The organism is Streptomyces sp. PH10-H1, assembly GCF_030063355.1.
GTDB lineage: Bacteria > Actinomycetota > Actinomycetes > Streptomycetales > Streptomycetaceae > Actinacidiphila.
This window is the reverse complement of the sequence record NZ_JASISZ010000020.1, coordinates 27,239-41,608: the sequence shown is the minus strand read 5'-3', so window position 1 is coordinate 41,608 and position 14,370 is coordinate 27,239. Positions and strand designations below refer to the sequence as shown.

At 69.0% G+C, this 14,370-nt stretch carries 13 protein-coding genes; 6 read left to right on the top strand and 7 right to left on the bottom strand.

The features are described from left to right. The first annotated feature begins 173 nt into the window (after nt 1-173). The 4 genes from QMK24_RS14960 (at nt 174) to QMK24_RS14945 (ending at nt 2,214) form a co-directional block, all read left to right on the top strand. Nucleotides 174-989 (top strand): GntR family transcriptional regulator, encoded by an 816-nt coding sequence (locus QMK24_RS14960; protein WP_283466347.1) that lies wholly within the window; start codon nt 174-176, stop codon nt 987-989. Continuing rightward, nucleotides 986-1,516, top strand: coding sequence for a GNAT family N-acetyltransferase (locus QMK24_RS14955; RefSeq protein WP_283466346.1), 531 nt, complete (start codon nt 986-988; stop codon nt 1,514-1,516). The genes QMK24_RS14960 and QMK24_RS14955 overlap by 4 nt, the downstream gene beginning before the upstream one ends. 69 nt (nt 1,517-1,585) lie before the next feature. Next, on the top strand, nt 1,586-1,834 hold the full coding sequence (locus tag QMK24_RS14950; protein ID WP_283466345.1) for a YlcI/YnfO family protein: 249 nt from the start codon (nt 1,586-1,588) through the stop codon (nt 1,832-1,834). A gap of 2 nt (nt 1,835-1,836) precedes the next feature. Further along, nucleotides 1,837-2,214: a toxin Doc gene (locus QMK24_RS14945; protein WP_283466344.1), complete on the top strand. Its 378-nt coding sequence runs from the start codon at nt 1,837-1,839 to the stop codon at nt 2,212-2,214. Between the two features lie 212 nt (nt 2,215-2,426). Here QMK24_RS14945 and QMK24_RS14940 read toward each other — a convergent pair whose 3' ends face one another. After that, nucleotides 2,427-2,624, bottom strand: coding sequence for a hypothetical protein (locus QMK24_RS14940; protein ID WP_283466343.1), 198 nt, complete (start codon nt 2,622-2,624; stop codon nt 2,427-2,429). Between the two features lie 117 nt (nt 2,625-2,741). On the opposite strand from QMK24_RS14940, the gene QMK24_RS14935 reads away from it, so the two are divergent. Beyond that, complete coding sequence (locus QMK24_RS14935) at nt 2,742-5,690, top strand: hypothetical protein (protein ID WP_283466342.1); 2,949 nt, start codon at nt 2,742-2,744, stop codon at nt 5,688-5,690. Nucleotides 5,691-5,823: 133 nt separating this feature from the next. Here the strand turns inward: QMK24_RS14935 and QMK24_RS14930 are convergent, their stop codons facing one another. The 4 genes from QMK24_RS14930 to QMK24_RS14915 form a co-directional block, all read right to left on the bottom strand. After that, nucleotides 5,824-7,824 (bottom strand): ABC transporter ATP-binding protein, encoded by a 2,001-nt coding sequence (locus QMK24_RS14930; RefSeq protein ID WP_283466341.1) that lies wholly within the window; start codon nt 7,822-7,824, stop codon nt 5,824-5,826. 692 nt (nt 7,825-8,516) lie between these two features. Next, a complete protein-coding gene (locus QMK24_RS14925; protein ID WP_283466340.1) occupies nt 8,517-9,191 on the bottom strand; it encodes an HAD family hydrolase in 675 nt (224 codons plus the stop codon). Then, nucleotides 9,188-10,804, bottom strand: coding sequence for a PEP/pyruvate-binding domain-containing protein (locus tag QMK24_RS14920; protein WP_283466339.1), 1,617 nt, complete (start codon nt 10,802-10,804; stop codon nt 9,188-9,190). The genes QMK24_RS14925 and QMK24_RS14920 overlap by 4 nt, the downstream gene beginning before the upstream one ends. Further along, the gene (locus QMK24_RS14915) at nt 10,801-11,793 is read right to left on the bottom strand and encodes a hypothetical protein (protein ID WP_283466337.1); all 993 of its coding nucleotides are present in this window, start codon (nt 11,791-11,793) and stop codon (nt 10,801-10,803) included. The genes QMK24_RS14920 and QMK24_RS14915 overlap by 4 nt, the downstream gene beginning before the upstream one ends. A gap of 165 nt (nt 11,794-11,958) precedes the next feature. On the opposite strand from QMK24_RS14915, the gene QMK24_RS14910 reads away from it, so the two are divergent. Then, a complete protein-coding gene (locus QMK24_RS14910; RefSeq protein ID WP_283466336.1) occupies nt 11,959-12,453 on the top strand; it encodes an NUDIX hydrolase in 495 nt (164 codons plus the stop codon). A 37-nt stretch (nt 12,454-12,490) separates the two neighbouring features. Here QMK24_RS14910 and guaB read toward each other — a convergent pair whose 3' ends face one another. Both guaB and QMK24_RS14900 read right to left on the bottom strand, forming a co-directional pair. Next, nucleotides 12,491-13,639 carry an IMP dehydrogenase gene (gene guaB, locus QMK24_RS14905; protein ID WP_283466334.1) on the bottom strand — a complete coding sequence of 383 codons (1,149 nt, stop codon included), beginning with the start codon at nt 13,637-13,639 and terminating at the stop codon, nt 12,491-12,493. Beyond that, nucleotides 13,636-14,358 (bottom strand): dTMP kinase, encoded by a 723-nt coding sequence (locus QMK24_RS14900; protein ID WP_283466332.1) that lies wholly within the window; start codon nt 14,356-14,358, stop codon nt 13,636-13,638. Before QMK24_RS14900 ends, guaB begins: the two co-directional genes overlap by 4 nt. Between the last annotated feature and the right edge of the window lie 12 nt (nt 14,359-14,370).

Sequence of the window (14,370 nt, the reverse complement as noted above, 5' to 3'; positions counted from 1 at the left end):
GATGTCGATCACGACCGTAGGCCGTTAGTCCCAGCTCGTCAAGAGCTGACATGTCAGGTCGGGCATTTTGAGGCGGCTTGGCTCCCTCTGGCACCTCTCCGAGCCACGGCCGGAAAGAGTCGCGCCGCCGCTCCCAGGGGGGGACCTGACCTGTCAGGTTGTAAGGTGCGCCCATGACGACGATGAATCCGCGAGGAGCGGATGGCCGGTGGACGGTGGATGCCGCCACCGACGATCTGCGTGAGCGGATCAAGGCCGGCGAGTTCAGCCCCGCGGACGGCTCGCAGGGCCAACTGCCGCCCGCCGCAACGCTCGGCACTCAATACAAGCTGAGCCGCAACGCGGCAAACAGGGTGATCGACAAACTCCGCCAGGAGGGCCTCGTCGAAACGCGCCCGGGCAACCGCGGTGCTTACGTGCGGGAATGGTCTCCTCTGGTCTTCCTGCCGCAGACGGAGTTCGAAGCCCCTACCAGCGAGGATGCGGACATCCTGACGCGCTTGGTGGAGGCCGTCCGTCGTAGCGGTGAGACTCGGATGGATGGCGTCACCGAAGAGGAAGCTTCCGAGCGCATTCGCCACCGCCTGGGACTGCGCGATCGAGAGCACGTCGCTGTGCGGCGACGAACAAGCATCGTGGACGGTGTGGCCGTACACACCGACGACTCGTACGTCCCGCTTCGCCTAGTCGACGGCACCGACTGGATGGCACCTGGCAGCGTGGCTCGAGGAACGAATCAGGTCCTGGCCGAACTGGGCCACGAAATCGTAGAGGCCGTCGACGAACTGCGACCGCGCCCAACCACCGAGGACGAGAACGCACGGCTCGCCCTGGGGGCTGGCTCTATCCAGGCCATCGAAATCGTCACCACGGGGTTCACCAAGGACGCCCGCCCCGTCCAGGTCACCGTGCTCGCGCTCCCTGCGGTCCGCAACACCGTCGTCTACAAGCGTCGCCGGCCCGTACCCGCAGTAGAGGCTGACGAGTGAAGATCATTACGGCCTCGCTCGACGATATCCCGCGGCTTCAGCAGTTCCGAACAGATGCCGCCGCATGGTTGACCGCGCGTGGTAGCGACCAGTGGTCCACGCCGTACCCAGAGGATCTTCTGCACAAGAGCATCGTGGCGGGGCACGTCTATCTCATTTTTTGTGAGAGCAGCCAGGACCCTGAAGCGACTGTGACTGTGGACTCCAAGGCCGACCCCGCCCTATGGCGACCGGAGGAGGTTCTGGAGCCGGCGCTGTACGTCCACAAGCTCACCCTCGCGCAACCTGGGCGACGGGGCGGCCTCGGTGCCCGCATCCTCGACTGGTGTGGAGACCGGGGCGCCCGCAGCGGCGCCAGGTGGCTTCGACTCGACGCCTGGACGACCAACACCGGCCTGCACAGGTACTACCAGCACCAGGGCTTCGAGCACGTCAGAACCGTGTACGCGGCTGACGCCTTCGGATCTGGGTGGGTAGCACAGCGCCCCACTAGGCGGGTCGAATCGGCGCTGTTCGAGGAGCTCTGATCGATCCGGCCGACGGTCGAGGTTCAACGACTGCATGCGGATTTGCATACGCCCGTGCATACTGGGTGGATGGCTGACACCAGCGTCCGTATGGACGCAAGCACACGAGATCGCCTCAAGCAGCTCGCTGCTAAGCGCGGCATGAGCCTGGCGACCTACCTCGACGAACTTTCTCGGCACGCGGAGAACGAAGAGCTCCTTGCGCACGCGAGCGCCGCGTTCGACGAGGCCGTCCAGCGCCCTGGGTTCGCCGCAGCCTTCGATGACGCCTTCGGCGGGCTCCCGGAATCCGGCCGTCGCGGCCATCAGGCGGCTTGATCTTGGACCTGCACATCGATCACCGGTGGTTGCTTGCCCAGCAGGAGAAGCTGCTCGGCAAGGACCTGCAGGTGCACGACTATTCTCCGCTCGTAGCGGCAGTTGCCAGGCACCGAGTCAATACGCCCCGCTGGGATGTCGACGACCCCGACGCGTACTGGCGTGCGGCAGCGCTACTGCACACGATCGTGCTGCTGCGTCCTCTCCCTGCCCGCAATGAATTCTTCGCATACGGGGTAGCTGTCGCTTACATCGCCGCTTCTGGGGCGACTGTGCTGGCCGCTGAGCAGCAGTGGGTCGCGCTCATCGAGGACGTGAAGGCTCTGCGGGTGGACAGCTTCGACATCGCTGATCGTCTGCGGTCGTGGCGCGCGGCGTAGCGCTGGTCAGAGGATGCCTGTCCACGAACTCGGCCGGGGTTCGTTTCTGCCCCCGTAGGCAGTCGATGCGGTGCCGTGCGCGGGCCCAGTCCGCGTTGCTCGCCGCGTGCTGGGCGGCTTAGGTGGTCATCCGCAGCTCACGGGCGCCGGTGCCGCCAGATTTCGGGTGCTCGGACAAACGCACCGCAGCGACGTTTCCGGGTGGCTGCGGGTCAGCGGAGCACCGTAGCCAGGGCAGCGGTGATCGCACTGGCGAGGGTAAGGGTAGCGGCGAAGACGGCGGCTGCCCGCGCAAGGGTGCTAGGGACGGTGGCGCCGTCGGTCCGCGCGAGGATTCCGGCCGTGAGAGCCGCAAGTAGGGCCAGGGCGACCACAAGGGCGGAGGTCAGGACGATGAGGGTGACGGTCACGATGGACTCCCCTGGTGGGTCGGGCGTTGACCTGACCGTTGTCCCAGTTTCGACGTACGTCGGGGTCCGTTCGGACGATGATGAGCACATGCGGACGTCGACGAGCGGAAGATCGCCATGCACGAGGAGCGGGCGGGGTCCCAACAGGCGCTATCGGACCTGCGGCGACGCCTGGAGAACGGCCTGGCAGCAGCGCGTCTGAGCAAGACGCAGTTGGCCGCAAACGCCAAGCTGGCGCGCACGACCGCTTACGAGGCACTGCGGTCCGATGGCCCGGTGCCGTCCCTGGAGACTGTGGCGGCATTGGCTATGGCTCTGAACCTTCCGGCGGAGGAGCTCCTGGAGCTCCGGCGTCAGGCCGCCCCACCCGCGAGTCGGGCAGCGGCAGAAGACTCAGCGGAGCCGGGGCGGCCGCTGTCCACGTGGGATCCGCACGATCTGGAGGTGCATCCCGCCGGCGTTGCAGCCGTTGGCAACGTACTTGGGCGTAGTGGGCGCCAGTTGCTGTCCGGGTATGTGCTGCGGGAGCACGATCGAGTGCTGGCCGATGCGGTGCAGGAGGTTACTGGGGGTCTGAGTCGGATGGTGGTGCTGGTGGGGTCCTCTTCCACGGGCAAGACCCGGGCCTGTTGGGAGGCGGTGCAGCCGCTCGCCGAGCTGGGGTGGCGGTTGTGGCATCCCTTCGACCCGACGCGAGCCGAGGCCGCGCTGGAGGATCTGCACCGCGTAGGGCCGCGCACGGTGGTGTGGTTGAACGAGGCCCAGCACTACCTCGGCGATGCGGTCCACGGAGAGCGGATCGCGGCGGCCGTTCACCACCTGCTGGTGACGCCTGAGCGTGCGCCGGTCTTGGTCTTGGGAACGATCTGGCCCCATCACGTCAGCAGCTACTTTGCGCTGCCCGGTTTCAGTGGCCACGAGCGGCACAGCCAAGTCCGCACCTTGCTCCGGGGACGGTGCTTCACGGTAGCGGAAGCCTTTGACCAGAGCGCGCTGGCGAACGCGCGGCTACTGGCGGCTGGCGGGGACGCCCTGATCTCCGATGCCCTGACCCGCGCTGACGCCCACGGCCGTGTCACGCAGGACTTGGCCGGTGCTCCCGAACTCCTGCGCCGGTATGAAGGGGGCACCCCCGTCGCCCAAGCGATCTTGGAAGCGGCCATGGACGCCCGCCGCCTTGGAGTCGGCCTCCATCTCCCCGAAGCGTTCCTCACCGACGCCGCCGTCGACTACCTCGCTGACATCGACTACCAACAGCTCGACGTGGACTGGACACAAGCCGCGTCCAGGGCATATCGCGAACTTGCCGAACCCGTCCCCGGCAAGCAGGCGCCACTCAGCCCCGTCCGGCAGCGCCCCGAGCGCCAGCCCCCCGGCACGACGCATGTGCATGCATCTGGACAAACGCCAGCCGTACCGCAACTCAAACTTGCCGATTTTCTCGAACAGCACGGTCACACCACCCGGCGCCATCAGTGCCCGCCCGCGTCTTTCTGGCACGCCGCGCACACCCACATCTCCCGCATCGACGACCTTATCGAGTTGATCCGTGTCGCCGAGGCAAAGCACCGTCTGCGCTGGGCCCATCACCTCTTGCAGAAGGCGGCCGACGCCGGCGACCCGGGCGCCCTGGTTTGTCTGGCCGAGCAGCAGACAGAGGCCGGCGACGTGGTGGCGGCACACGCCCTCCTGGTGCGGGCCGCCGACGCCGGGGACATGAAGGTTCTGGTCGGCTTGGCTGAACAGCGGGAACGGGAGGGTGACCCAGAGGGAGCAGAGATTCTGGCGCTGCGAGCCGCAGCTGCTGGCCATACCCAGGCCCTGGTCCGTCTGGCCGAATGCCGGGAGGAGACAGGCGACCTCCAGACGGCGGACGTTCTGCTACAGCTGGCCGCCGAAGCAGGCAACACGGACGCCTTGTTTGAGCTAGCCCAACGACAGCAAGCGGCGGGCGACGAGGAGGCCGCGCAAGCCCTGGAACTTCGGAGCGCCGCGGCCGGCGACGACCGGGCTCTGAGATGGTTAGCGCAACGGCGGGAGCAGGCAGGCGACCTCGCCGCGGCAGAAGCCTTACTGTGCTGGGCCGTGTCCTCCAGCCACCTTGGCGCCCTGATCAGCCTTGCCGAACTGCGCGAGCGCGCAGGCGACTTCGACGCGGCAGAGTTCCTGTTAGGGCGAGCCATTGTGAGCGGCGACACGAGCGCTCTGCTCCGCCTGGCTGTCATGCGCGAGGCTGCGGGCGACTCTACCGGGGCTGAGGCCTTGCTGCGGGGGAGCCCGGACGTCAGCGTCGCACCCATCCTGATGCGGCTGACCGAGATCCGCGAGAGGGCGGGCGACCCGGACGGAGCGGAAACCCTTGCCGCGCGGGCTGCCGACGGCGGCGACACGAGCGCCTTGGTCTGGCTGGCTGAACTGCGGGAGCGAGCAGGTGACCGCCAAGGGGCAGAGGTTCTCACGCGGTGGTCCGCCGGCCGTGGCCGGAGCATTGCCCTCGCACGGTTGGCCACCTGGCGAGAGCGAGCAGGCGACCCGAAGAGAGCACAAGACCTCCTCCGACAGGCCGCCGAGACCGGTGACGTGGGCGCGCTCCGGCGGCTTGCCGAACTGCGGGAGCGCGCCGGTGACCTGGAGGGGGCGGAGAGTCTACTGCGACGAGCCGCCACGGCCGGTGACAACAACACGATCACCTGGTTGGCCACGATGCGGGAGCGCGCCGGCGACCTACAGGCAGCCGAGAGTCTGCTGCGGCAAGCCGCCGACGACGGCTACAGCGACGCCATCACGCAATTAGCCAGGATTCGGGAGCGCGTTGGCGATCTGGAAGGGGCGGAGATGCTGCTGCGGCGAGCGGCCGAAGCCGGCAACGATGAGTGCCTGACGCTGCTGGTCGAGAAACGCTGGCGATTCGGCGACGAAGAGGGGGCGGAGGCGCTCTTGCGACGGGCCGCCGATGCCCGCGAGGATCGCCGGACGGACGGGCGGTTTGGTCTGGAGCGCCTGTTGAAAAGGGCCTGGCCGTACGGCCTGGACCCGGACGGTGCACCGAGCCTTCCCTGGGCATAGGCAGCTTTCAGAGGCGCCCGCGTGGGGCGACCAGGTCGGGCGTCGAAGTGTTGACGCTCCGATGATGCCGCAGAAGGGGGCCGTCCTTTCCGGGTGGCACAGGTGGGTGAAACAGGCAGAGCCGAGCTCTCGGCTACGTGACTTCTTTGGCGTCGTCCAGTGCCAGGCCGTGATTGCCCTGGGTGGGGATGGCGAGCTCACCCAGGTGGTACTGCTCGGACTGGAGCATGAAGGACGTCCGGAAGTGGCCTGGCTGATCCGGGTTGGGTGACATCAGCGAGTTGAAGTCACCGGCCTCGACGATTCGGCCATCTTCCATGACGTAGATGGTGTCGGCGTCCTTGACGCTGTGGAGCCGGTGGGTGACCAGGATGACCGTCTGGCCTGCGCGTGCGAGGTCTCGGATCTGCTGGAACGCGGCGATCTCCGCCGCCGGGTCCATGCTCGATGTGGGTTCGTCGCAGATGAGGATGGCGGCCTGCCGGTAGTAGGCGCGGGCCAGAGCGATGCGCTGCCACTGTCCGCCGGACAGGGCTACCCCGTTCTCGTAGTTCTTGCTGCAGAGCGTGCCCCAGCCGCGGGGCAGCTCGTTGATGACGGGCCCCGCCTTGGCGAGGTCTGCCGCCTGGTCGAGACGGTCGCGGTCGTGAATGTGCGACGGCCGGCTGATGGCTACATTAGCGAGGGCGGTGAAAGGCCACCTTTCGTAGTCCTGCAGGACGAGCGCGACCTGGTCGAAGACATCATCGCGGTCCAGCTCACGCAGGTCGGTACCGTCCCAGGACACCTGCCCCTCTGACGGCAGGTACAGGCCCGCCAGGAGCTTGCTCAGGGTGGTTTTCCCGCTTCCGTTCGGTCCGACGAGGGCAATGATCTGCCCTCGTCGAATGGTCAGGGACACGGATTTCAACGCCGCGGTGTCGCGGCCCGAGTACGTGAAGGACACGTTGTCGAACTTGATCTCGTGCGGCGGTTGGGGTACCGGGATGCCTCCGGAGGGGATGGCCCATCGCCTGGCCTCGTCACCGGCTTTGATCAGGTCCGTCATGAACAGCGATTGCTCGTAAAGCTGGTTGATGCTGGTGACAAGGCGTCGCAGCCCCGCGGTGCCGCTGGTCAGCGCGAGCGCCGCGGTGGCACCGGAGGCAAGCGGCATGTGTCCGTGGGTGAGCAGCCAGGCCAGCACGGCATAGGTGAGTGCTGAGGTAAAACCGGATAGGGCGGAGGTGAGGAGCTCGGTTCGGGCCTCCTGGCGGGCGAGCTGGGATTGCTCGGTGGAGGCTTCCACGCCCATGCGGTCGAAGTTCTCCAGCAGGAAGGGGCCGGCGCCATGGACTTTGAGTTCAGGCCCGGCGCTCTGGGAGATCAGCAGGCTGCGCAGTTCGGCCTGTTGGCGGAAATGGTCGAGCCACACCTGTACTGATTCGTAGGAGCGGCGGGCGGCGCGGATGGATCCCCATGCCTTCGGGATCACTACCGCGACCAGCAGTGGAAGCAGGATGGGATGGAGGATGAGCAGGACTCCGCTGGCGGCGATCAGCGCCATGAGGGCCTCGGCGATTCCGAGGCTGTGCTGGATGAGCCGGCGGGCTGCGAGCTGCCCGTGCTGCCCGGATTCCAGGACCTTGTGGAAGTCCGCGAGCTCGAGATGCTCCATTTCGACCCTGATGACGGGGGTCAGCATGGTCAGGACGGCGATTCGCTCGACTTTGGGCTCGAGCTGGCCGGCGGCCCCGGCGGAGATGGCGCGCAGGGTCGCGGCCACGGCGCTGGCTCCGCCCACCCACAGTAGGGAGGGCAGGGCGGAGCTGATTCGGTCGGCGGTGGGTCCGGCGGCGAACAGGCTGATCAGGACGCGGTTGGTGGCTAGCAACCCGAACGTGGCGGCCGCTGCTTGGCCGATTTGGGCGATGGCTACGGTGATGAGGGCGCCTCGGTCAGCACGCCAGGCCAGGGCGATGGTATAGGCGACCAGGTGTGGGATCTGACGCAGGATGCTCCAGAACGTGGCATCGAGCCGGGCGCCCTCGTGCTTCGTCCACCCCGACGCCCATTTCAGGCGACCGCCGAACAGCAGCTGCTCTGGCGGCGATGAGGGCTGACCCGAGTGCCTACTGGTGCGCGGCCACCTCATGAGCGCCCCCCACGGTCCGACGCTACGTAGCAGGAGTTGACGCGTCGCCCACTCCCAGTACGAGAACCAGCGAGTCGCGGTCTCCCGTCGCCCGGGACCGCGAGACCCTTCCCATTCGACAGAGATAGAGATGCGGTCGATGACGATCGGGACACGAGAATCTCCTTGTGCGGGACATCGCGACGGAGTCCGGTGCGTGTCAACGGCGCTCCTTCCTAGCGGTCGTGGCGGCATCGTCGGGTTCAACGACCTAGCCGAGATTTCGAACACGTGTCTTTCGGCCGAGGATGAAGTCTCGGATCCATGCGGTTGTTGAAAGGTGCGCGATACACGTGCGACCGAGATTCATAGATGGCGGACGAGCAAAGTAGATGGCGGACCTTGATGCGCGATCGACATCCAACGCGCTCACCTGCGGCGATGCCCTCGTGCTCGGAGATGGCGGTGGCATGATCCGCCAACTATCACCCTCAAGATCCGCCAACTGGCTTCCTCTGCAAGCCCGTGACCTGCATCGAAGCGGGCATGATCCGCCAACTACGATCCTCGGTCACAACACGGGCCCTTGTCCCGTAAGCAGTCCCGCATGAACCGGTGTTGGCCGAAACGCCGTCGGCGGCCGGCGAGGAGTGGGTATCCGGCCCAGGCCGTGACGTCGGCCCCGTACACCTCGCAGAACTCGAGGTCCACCATCAGGGGCCCGACACCCGCTGGCAGGGGATGAGCTCGCGGAGCTGGGAGACGGTGCTGGCTGGATCGATCGCGTGGATGGTGGTCATTCCGAGTTCTCGGGCCGGCACGAGGTTGACCGAGTTGTCGTCGACGAAGATGCACGCCGATCCCGGAAGGCCGAGCAGGTCCAGGGTCAGTTCGTAGATCTCCCGTTCCGGCTTGCGTAGGCGGTGTTGCTCGGAGAGGACGACGACGTCATGACAGGTTTCCAGAGCCCAGGGCGTGTACGGGTTATGCGGGGCCAGGCCCATGGAGTTGGACAGGATGGCCGTACGCAGACCTGTCGCCCGGATGGCTGCCGCCGCGGCGACCACGCTCTCCTCCGGGCGCAGGGTCGCCAGAGCCCGGCCCATGAGGTTGGTGCCGTCGATGCCGAGCAGCGCGGCGATGCCGGTGTTCCACTCCTCCTGGGAGATCTGGCCGCGTTCCAGCTGCGCGTAGAGCTGACGGCCGGTGGGATGGACGGCGACGGCTTGACGGTAGGCGTCGTCCGGCAGGCCGACCTCGCGTGCGAAGCAGCGCGCGGTGTCGTCCATCGGTTTGGTCAGCACACCGCCGAAGTCGAAGATCACAGCGGCGTAGCGGTCGCCGGCCTGGGTAGGCGCTTGCGGGTCGGTGGCGGGGGGTCGGGTCACGAGGCGCTCCTGTTGAGGGGTCGTTCGAAGATCACGTTGTTGTCGCTGTCGAGGGTCACTACACGGCGGGGCAGGGCTCCGGTCGGCTGCGGCCACAGCAGGGCGAGACCGTGGACGGTGCGGAGCACGAAGCCGGGATACCGGGTGATCAGCACCGGGCAGGGCGGCACGCCGTCGGGCAGCAGGATGCCCAGGGGAGCGGCGGAGAGGGACGCGGTGGTCACCGCGCGGACCAGGACGCCTAGGTCCGCGGAGTGCGGGTCGTGGAGGACGAGCGTGGCGGCCCGCCCGTCGACGGGCCGGGTATCGGGAATGCGGTTGGTCAGGACGGCGGCGTCGCTGTAGGACTCCGGCCCGCTCTCCCAGCGCGGGGATGGGACCGTGGGGGCGGGGCGGACGGTGCCGGCCGTTCCGTCCACCTCGATGACCATGCCTGCCGGGATCCGGGTTACGGCTTCGGGCACGTTGGTGACACACGGGATGCCGAGCTCACGCGCGATGATCGCGGTGTGCGACAGCGGTCCGCCGGTACTCGACACCACGGCGGCAGGACCACGTAGGAGAGCGGCCGCAGCTTCGGGGCCGAGGGCGCCGCACAGCAGTACAGCGCCGTCCGGCGCAGGATCGGGCCCGAGGCGGGCGGCTGGGCCGGTCGCGATGCCGGCGACGCCGGCCAGGCCCGCCCAGCCGCCCGCCGGCGGCTCGGGAGGAGCAGCATCACGGATCGGCTGGGTCAGCGGCCGGGCCTGCACAACGACCGGCCCCTCGTCGGTCACGGCCCATTCCATGTCGATCTGTTCCAGGCCGAGGGCCTGGGCCGCGCGGGCGGCGAGGTCCAGTAGCTCCTCGCGCTGCTGCTCGGCGAGGACCGGTGTGTCCGCCCACTCGGCGGGCGTGCGCAGGTGCACCACCCCGGAGGCCGAGCCGGCGACCTTCGCGCGGGCCGCAGCGGTGCCGGCGGCCGGCACGGTGATCCACTCGCCGGGCGGCAGGTCGAGCTCCTGCGAGGTGCCGGGCAGATGGATGAACGGCTGCCCGGAGCGGGCAACGGATTCGGTGACCGGTCCGCGGCCGCAGTGGGTCTCCCCGGTCAGTACGCCGCTGACCAGCTGCTCGGCCAGTCCGCGTACCGCCTCGATCCGCCAGCGCGCACAGCGTCCGTCGGCCACTTGGGCGGCCAGGACACCGGCGGCGGCGGGCCGCAGAACGGGCTGCACGAGCACGGCGAGCTCGTCGTCCGGGCGCAGGCCGCGCGCGGCGGCGAACTCGGCGACGCCCGGGGCGCGCGCGGAGGCGCGGACCTGCCGCAGCGCCGCCAGGACCTGTCCCGCGGTGGAGGGGGCGACCACCGAGTCGTACAGGCCGGCGAAGGAGGAGGTGACGCCGTCCTCGCCGGGCGCGGAAGAGCGGGCGATCACTCCGTACGGGGCGCGGTGCTGGGCCCAGGCCAGTACCTGCCCCGCGGCGCCGGGCAGATCGCGGTCCGCGACGCCCACGGGGATGACGACGCTGTCCGGCACCGGCAGTCCAGAGCTCTGAAGGCGGCCGAGGACGGCCGCCTTGGCGCCGGCATGGGACGGAGCACAGGCCGTGAGGCCGGTCAGTATGGTCACGAGGCCGCTCCGGCAGTCAGAAGGTCGGGAAGTGTCACCGCGGCCGGGTCGCGGTCCGCGTCCAGACACCAGCGACGGACCACCGAGAGGTAGGAGTGGCGCAGGACCTTGCGACGCTCCTCGCTGTCGCAGGCCCAGGACAGGATCGTCACGATGGATCGCACGCAGGCGACGGCGCCAGGATCACCGGCGGCGGCCAGCAGCGCAGCCGTTTCCCACGCCTCCCGCAGCTTGGCGGTCCGCTCGCGGGCGAGGGCAATCTGCCGGAACTCGGCCTCGGGGTCGGGACTGTCGGCCAGCGCGAGCACGAGGGCGGCGATCTGGGCGGGGTCTTCGTAGGGCATGGCGCGGGCGGCCGGTGTGCCCGCGCCGTAGAGCGTGCCGATCCGGGCCGCGAGGCCACTGGAGGTGCTCGCCAATTCCGCTCCGCCCTGCACGGCCAGAGCGGCCTCAACGACATCTTGGTGCGCGGCCAGGAGATGCCCGGTCTGAGCGGGCGTGGACAGGGCGAGCATGCACGCCCGCGCCCGGTCCTTGTCGTCGAACAGCCGGGCGAGGAAGGACATCCACTGCGCTTCGGGTAGGAGCCAGTTCACGATGTGCGTCGACATGACCGGTAAGAACGCCGCCGTTGCCTCAGCCAGCGCGGTGCCGGCCTTCGCCGTGGGGGCATTGGTGAGGGCGCGTTCGGCGCGGGCGAGCGTGGCGGCCGCGCGTTCGCGATGGCCGACCGCTCGCGTCACGACCGCCTGCGCCCGGGCGGGGTCGGAGAGGTGAGCGGCCAGTCGCTGCATCAGTTCCTCGTGGACGGCCTGGTCGATGTCGACGATGCCGGGACGCCGCAGTACCCCGTAGGGCGTGGGGTCGTCCATCCAGACGGCGGGCCAGGCGATCAGCGAGGTGGTGTAGAGGCCGAACTCGAGGCGGGTGCTTGCCGGACGGGAGATCTCGTAGTCCTGGACCACGCGGTCCCTCCATGCGGTGTCCATCGTCAGATGCCTCCGTGTGTCGTGCCGCGTCCGTGCCGTCGGCGCGTGCGGGGGAATGTGGCGTGAATGCGTCTTGGTCCGGGGGCGGATGTGGGAGGCTCGGCGGCCGGATGAACGGCTGCCGGCGTGGCCGTACGGGATCGAGCGATGGGATTGCCCCCGCACATGAGCGACACGAAGATCAAGGAGTCCACGGCCAGCTCGTTCGTCTTTCGCCTGATGGAGGACGGCTGGCGGCTCGGGCTGATCTGGCACCCGCGGCTGGAGTGCTGGATGCTGCCCGGCGGCCACGTCGAGAACTTCGAGAACGCGGCCGAGGCGGCGGTGCGGGAGATCGTCGAGGAGACCGGCTGGCAGGCGCGGCTGGTGACGGGCCCGTCCAGCCGGCTGCCCGCCGGGGCGCCGCACCCCCTGGTGCCCGCCCCGTGGTGGGTCCAGGAGCTGGACGTGCACCCGGACAACCACACCCGGCAGCCGCACGTCCACACCGACCACCTCTTCCTCGCCGTCGCCGAGGGCGATGCCCCGGTCGGGGAGCCGGCCCACGAGGTCCGCTGGTTCACCGCCGCCGACGTCGCCGAGCAGGGCGACATTGCTGAGGACCTGCGGATCCAGGCCAAGGACCTGTTCGGACGGATCGCCGAAGCCGCGGCGCGCTGACCGACGGCCCGCAAGCGCGCAGGCTGTACTGCACGGTTCACCGTGCGGCCTTGGCGCGGTAGTCGAGCGGGAGCTGCTGGCTGCGGCCCAGCGCGTGCGGACGGCTCTCGGCGACGCCCGCCGGGCTGATCTGCACGAACTCGGCCCGCTGCCGCAGCTGTTCGAGGGTGGAGGCGCCTGAGTACGACATGCCCGAGCGCAGCCCGGCCAGGAACGGGTGCAGGGTGCGCTCCAGGGTGCCGGTGGCCGTGTGCGTGCCCTCGACACCCTCGGGCAGGTACTCGTCGAGCTCGGCCTGGGTGACCTGCTCGCCCCGGGCCTTCTTCAAGCTCAGCTGCATCCCGTAGGTCACGAACCCGGTGGAGACCTTGTAGCGCTGCCCATCGGCCTCGACCAGACGGGCGGGGCTCTCGTCCGCACCAGCCAGGGCGCTGCCGAGCATTCCGGCGTCGGCACCGGCCGCGAGTGCCTTGACAAGATCGCCGGAGTTCTTGATTCCGCCATCGGCGATGACGCTCACACGAGCGTTCTCAGCAACCTCCACGCAGTCCATGACGGCTGTCAGCTGAGGCACACCGGCGCCAGCTACCAGCCGGGTGGTGCAGATACCGCCCGGTCCGATGCCTACCTTGACGGTGTCGGCTCCCGCATCGATCAGGTCCCGAGTTCCAGCTGCAGTGGCGACGTTTCCGCCGATGACCACCACGCTCGGGTACCGCTTCTTCAGCGCAGACACCACGTCGAGGACGTAGTCCGCATGCCCGTGCGCGACATCCACAACGAGCGCGTCAACCCCGTGATCGACGAGCATCGCAGCCCGCTCCCGCCAGTCACCGGTGACTCCCACAGCGGCCGCCGCACGCAGCCGGCCTTCGCGGTCAATGCTGGCCTTGGGCGCCGCGTTTGGGACGACGCTGTTCTTCACGGCATCGAGCTGCGCGACCTGCTGGGCAGGTGTGCAGGCGCGGTGTAGGACGCCCAGGCCACCCGCCAAAGCCATCGCCGCGGCCATGGAACTCTCGGTGCACCACGGGGTGTTCGCGGAAAGCACCGGGATGGCCAGCTCAAGGCCGGGTCCCAAAATGGTGGACACGTCGGTGTGCTTGCGGCTGGTCACCGCGGTGCGCTGCGGGACCAGGAGGACGTCGTCGTAGCCGAGGGCGAAGCGGATCGGGCGGCGGGTCATGCCGAAACTCCTTCGAGAACAGGGGTGGGCCAGGGCAGCGGGAGGGCCGCGGTGATCCAGTCGGCGATGCGCTCGGCGACCGCCTCCGGGTCAGGCAGTGCGACGCGGTCGACGACCCGTACGCGGGGGTCGTCCTGGGCCAGCTCCTGGAAGAGGCGGGCGCAGCGCTCGTGCACGGCGCGCTCGGCGGGGCTGATGGGGCGGCCGTCGCGTTGTTCGGCGCGGTCGAGTGCGGTGGTGAGGTCATCGGTGAGCAGGACGGTGATGTCGGGCGCTGGCCTCCAGCCTGTGGCTTCCCGCATGAGAGCGCGGGCCCTCTTGAGCGCCGCTGCGTCGTCGCCGGGGTGGAGAGCGGCTGCCTGGTAGACGGCGACGGAGTGCAGACTGCGCCCTTCGAGCACGGTCCGGCCGTCGTGTAATGGGGCGCGGACGGTCTCCCAGGTGTGCATCTGGACGGCGAGGAGGAGCAGCGTCTCGCTGGCCGGGAAGCCGCCGCGCAGGAACCGGTCCGCGCCGGCTGCCTCCGCGAGCGCGGCGACGATCCGGCTGCCGAGGTCGCCGCGCTGACGGCGGCGGGAGAACTCCTCGACCAGCAGCGGCGCGTCAAGGCGCTGGGCGGCCATGCGGGCGAGATAGCTCTTGCCAGTGCCGCTGATGCCCTCGAACGACACCAGCACACCGCGGCCGCTGTCCTCGCCGCCCGTCTGTTGGGGGTACACGCTGGGTGTCTC

Coding starts and splice junctions, on each gene's coding strand:
- QMK24_RS14960 (WP_283466347.1), top strand. CDS start 174: ATGACGACGATGAATCCGCGAGGAGCGGATGGCCGGTGGACGGTGGAT.
- QMK24_RS14950 (WP_283466345.1), top strand. CDS start 1,586: ATGGCTGACACCAGCGTCCGTATGGACGCAAGCACACGAGATCGCCTC.
- QMK24_RS14935 (WP_283466342.1), top strand. CDS start 2,742: ATGCACGAGGAGCGGGCGGGGTCCCAACAGGCGCTATCGGACCTGCGG.
- QMK24_RS14930 (WP_283466341.1), bottom strand. CDS start 7,824: ATGAGGTGGCCGCGCACCAGTAGGCACTCGGGTCAGCCCTCATCGCCG.
- QMK24_RS14915 (WP_283466337.1), bottom strand. CDS start 11,793: ATGGACACCGCATGGAGGGACCGCGTGGTCCAGGACTACGAGATCTCC.
- QMK24_RS14910 (WP_283466336.1), top strand. CDS start 11,959: ATGAGCGACACGAAGATCAAGGAGTCCACGGCCAGCTCGTTCGTCTTT.
- guaB (WP_283466334.1), bottom strand. CDS start 13,639: ATGACCCGCCGCCCGATCCGCTTCGCCCTCGGCTACGACGACGTCCTC.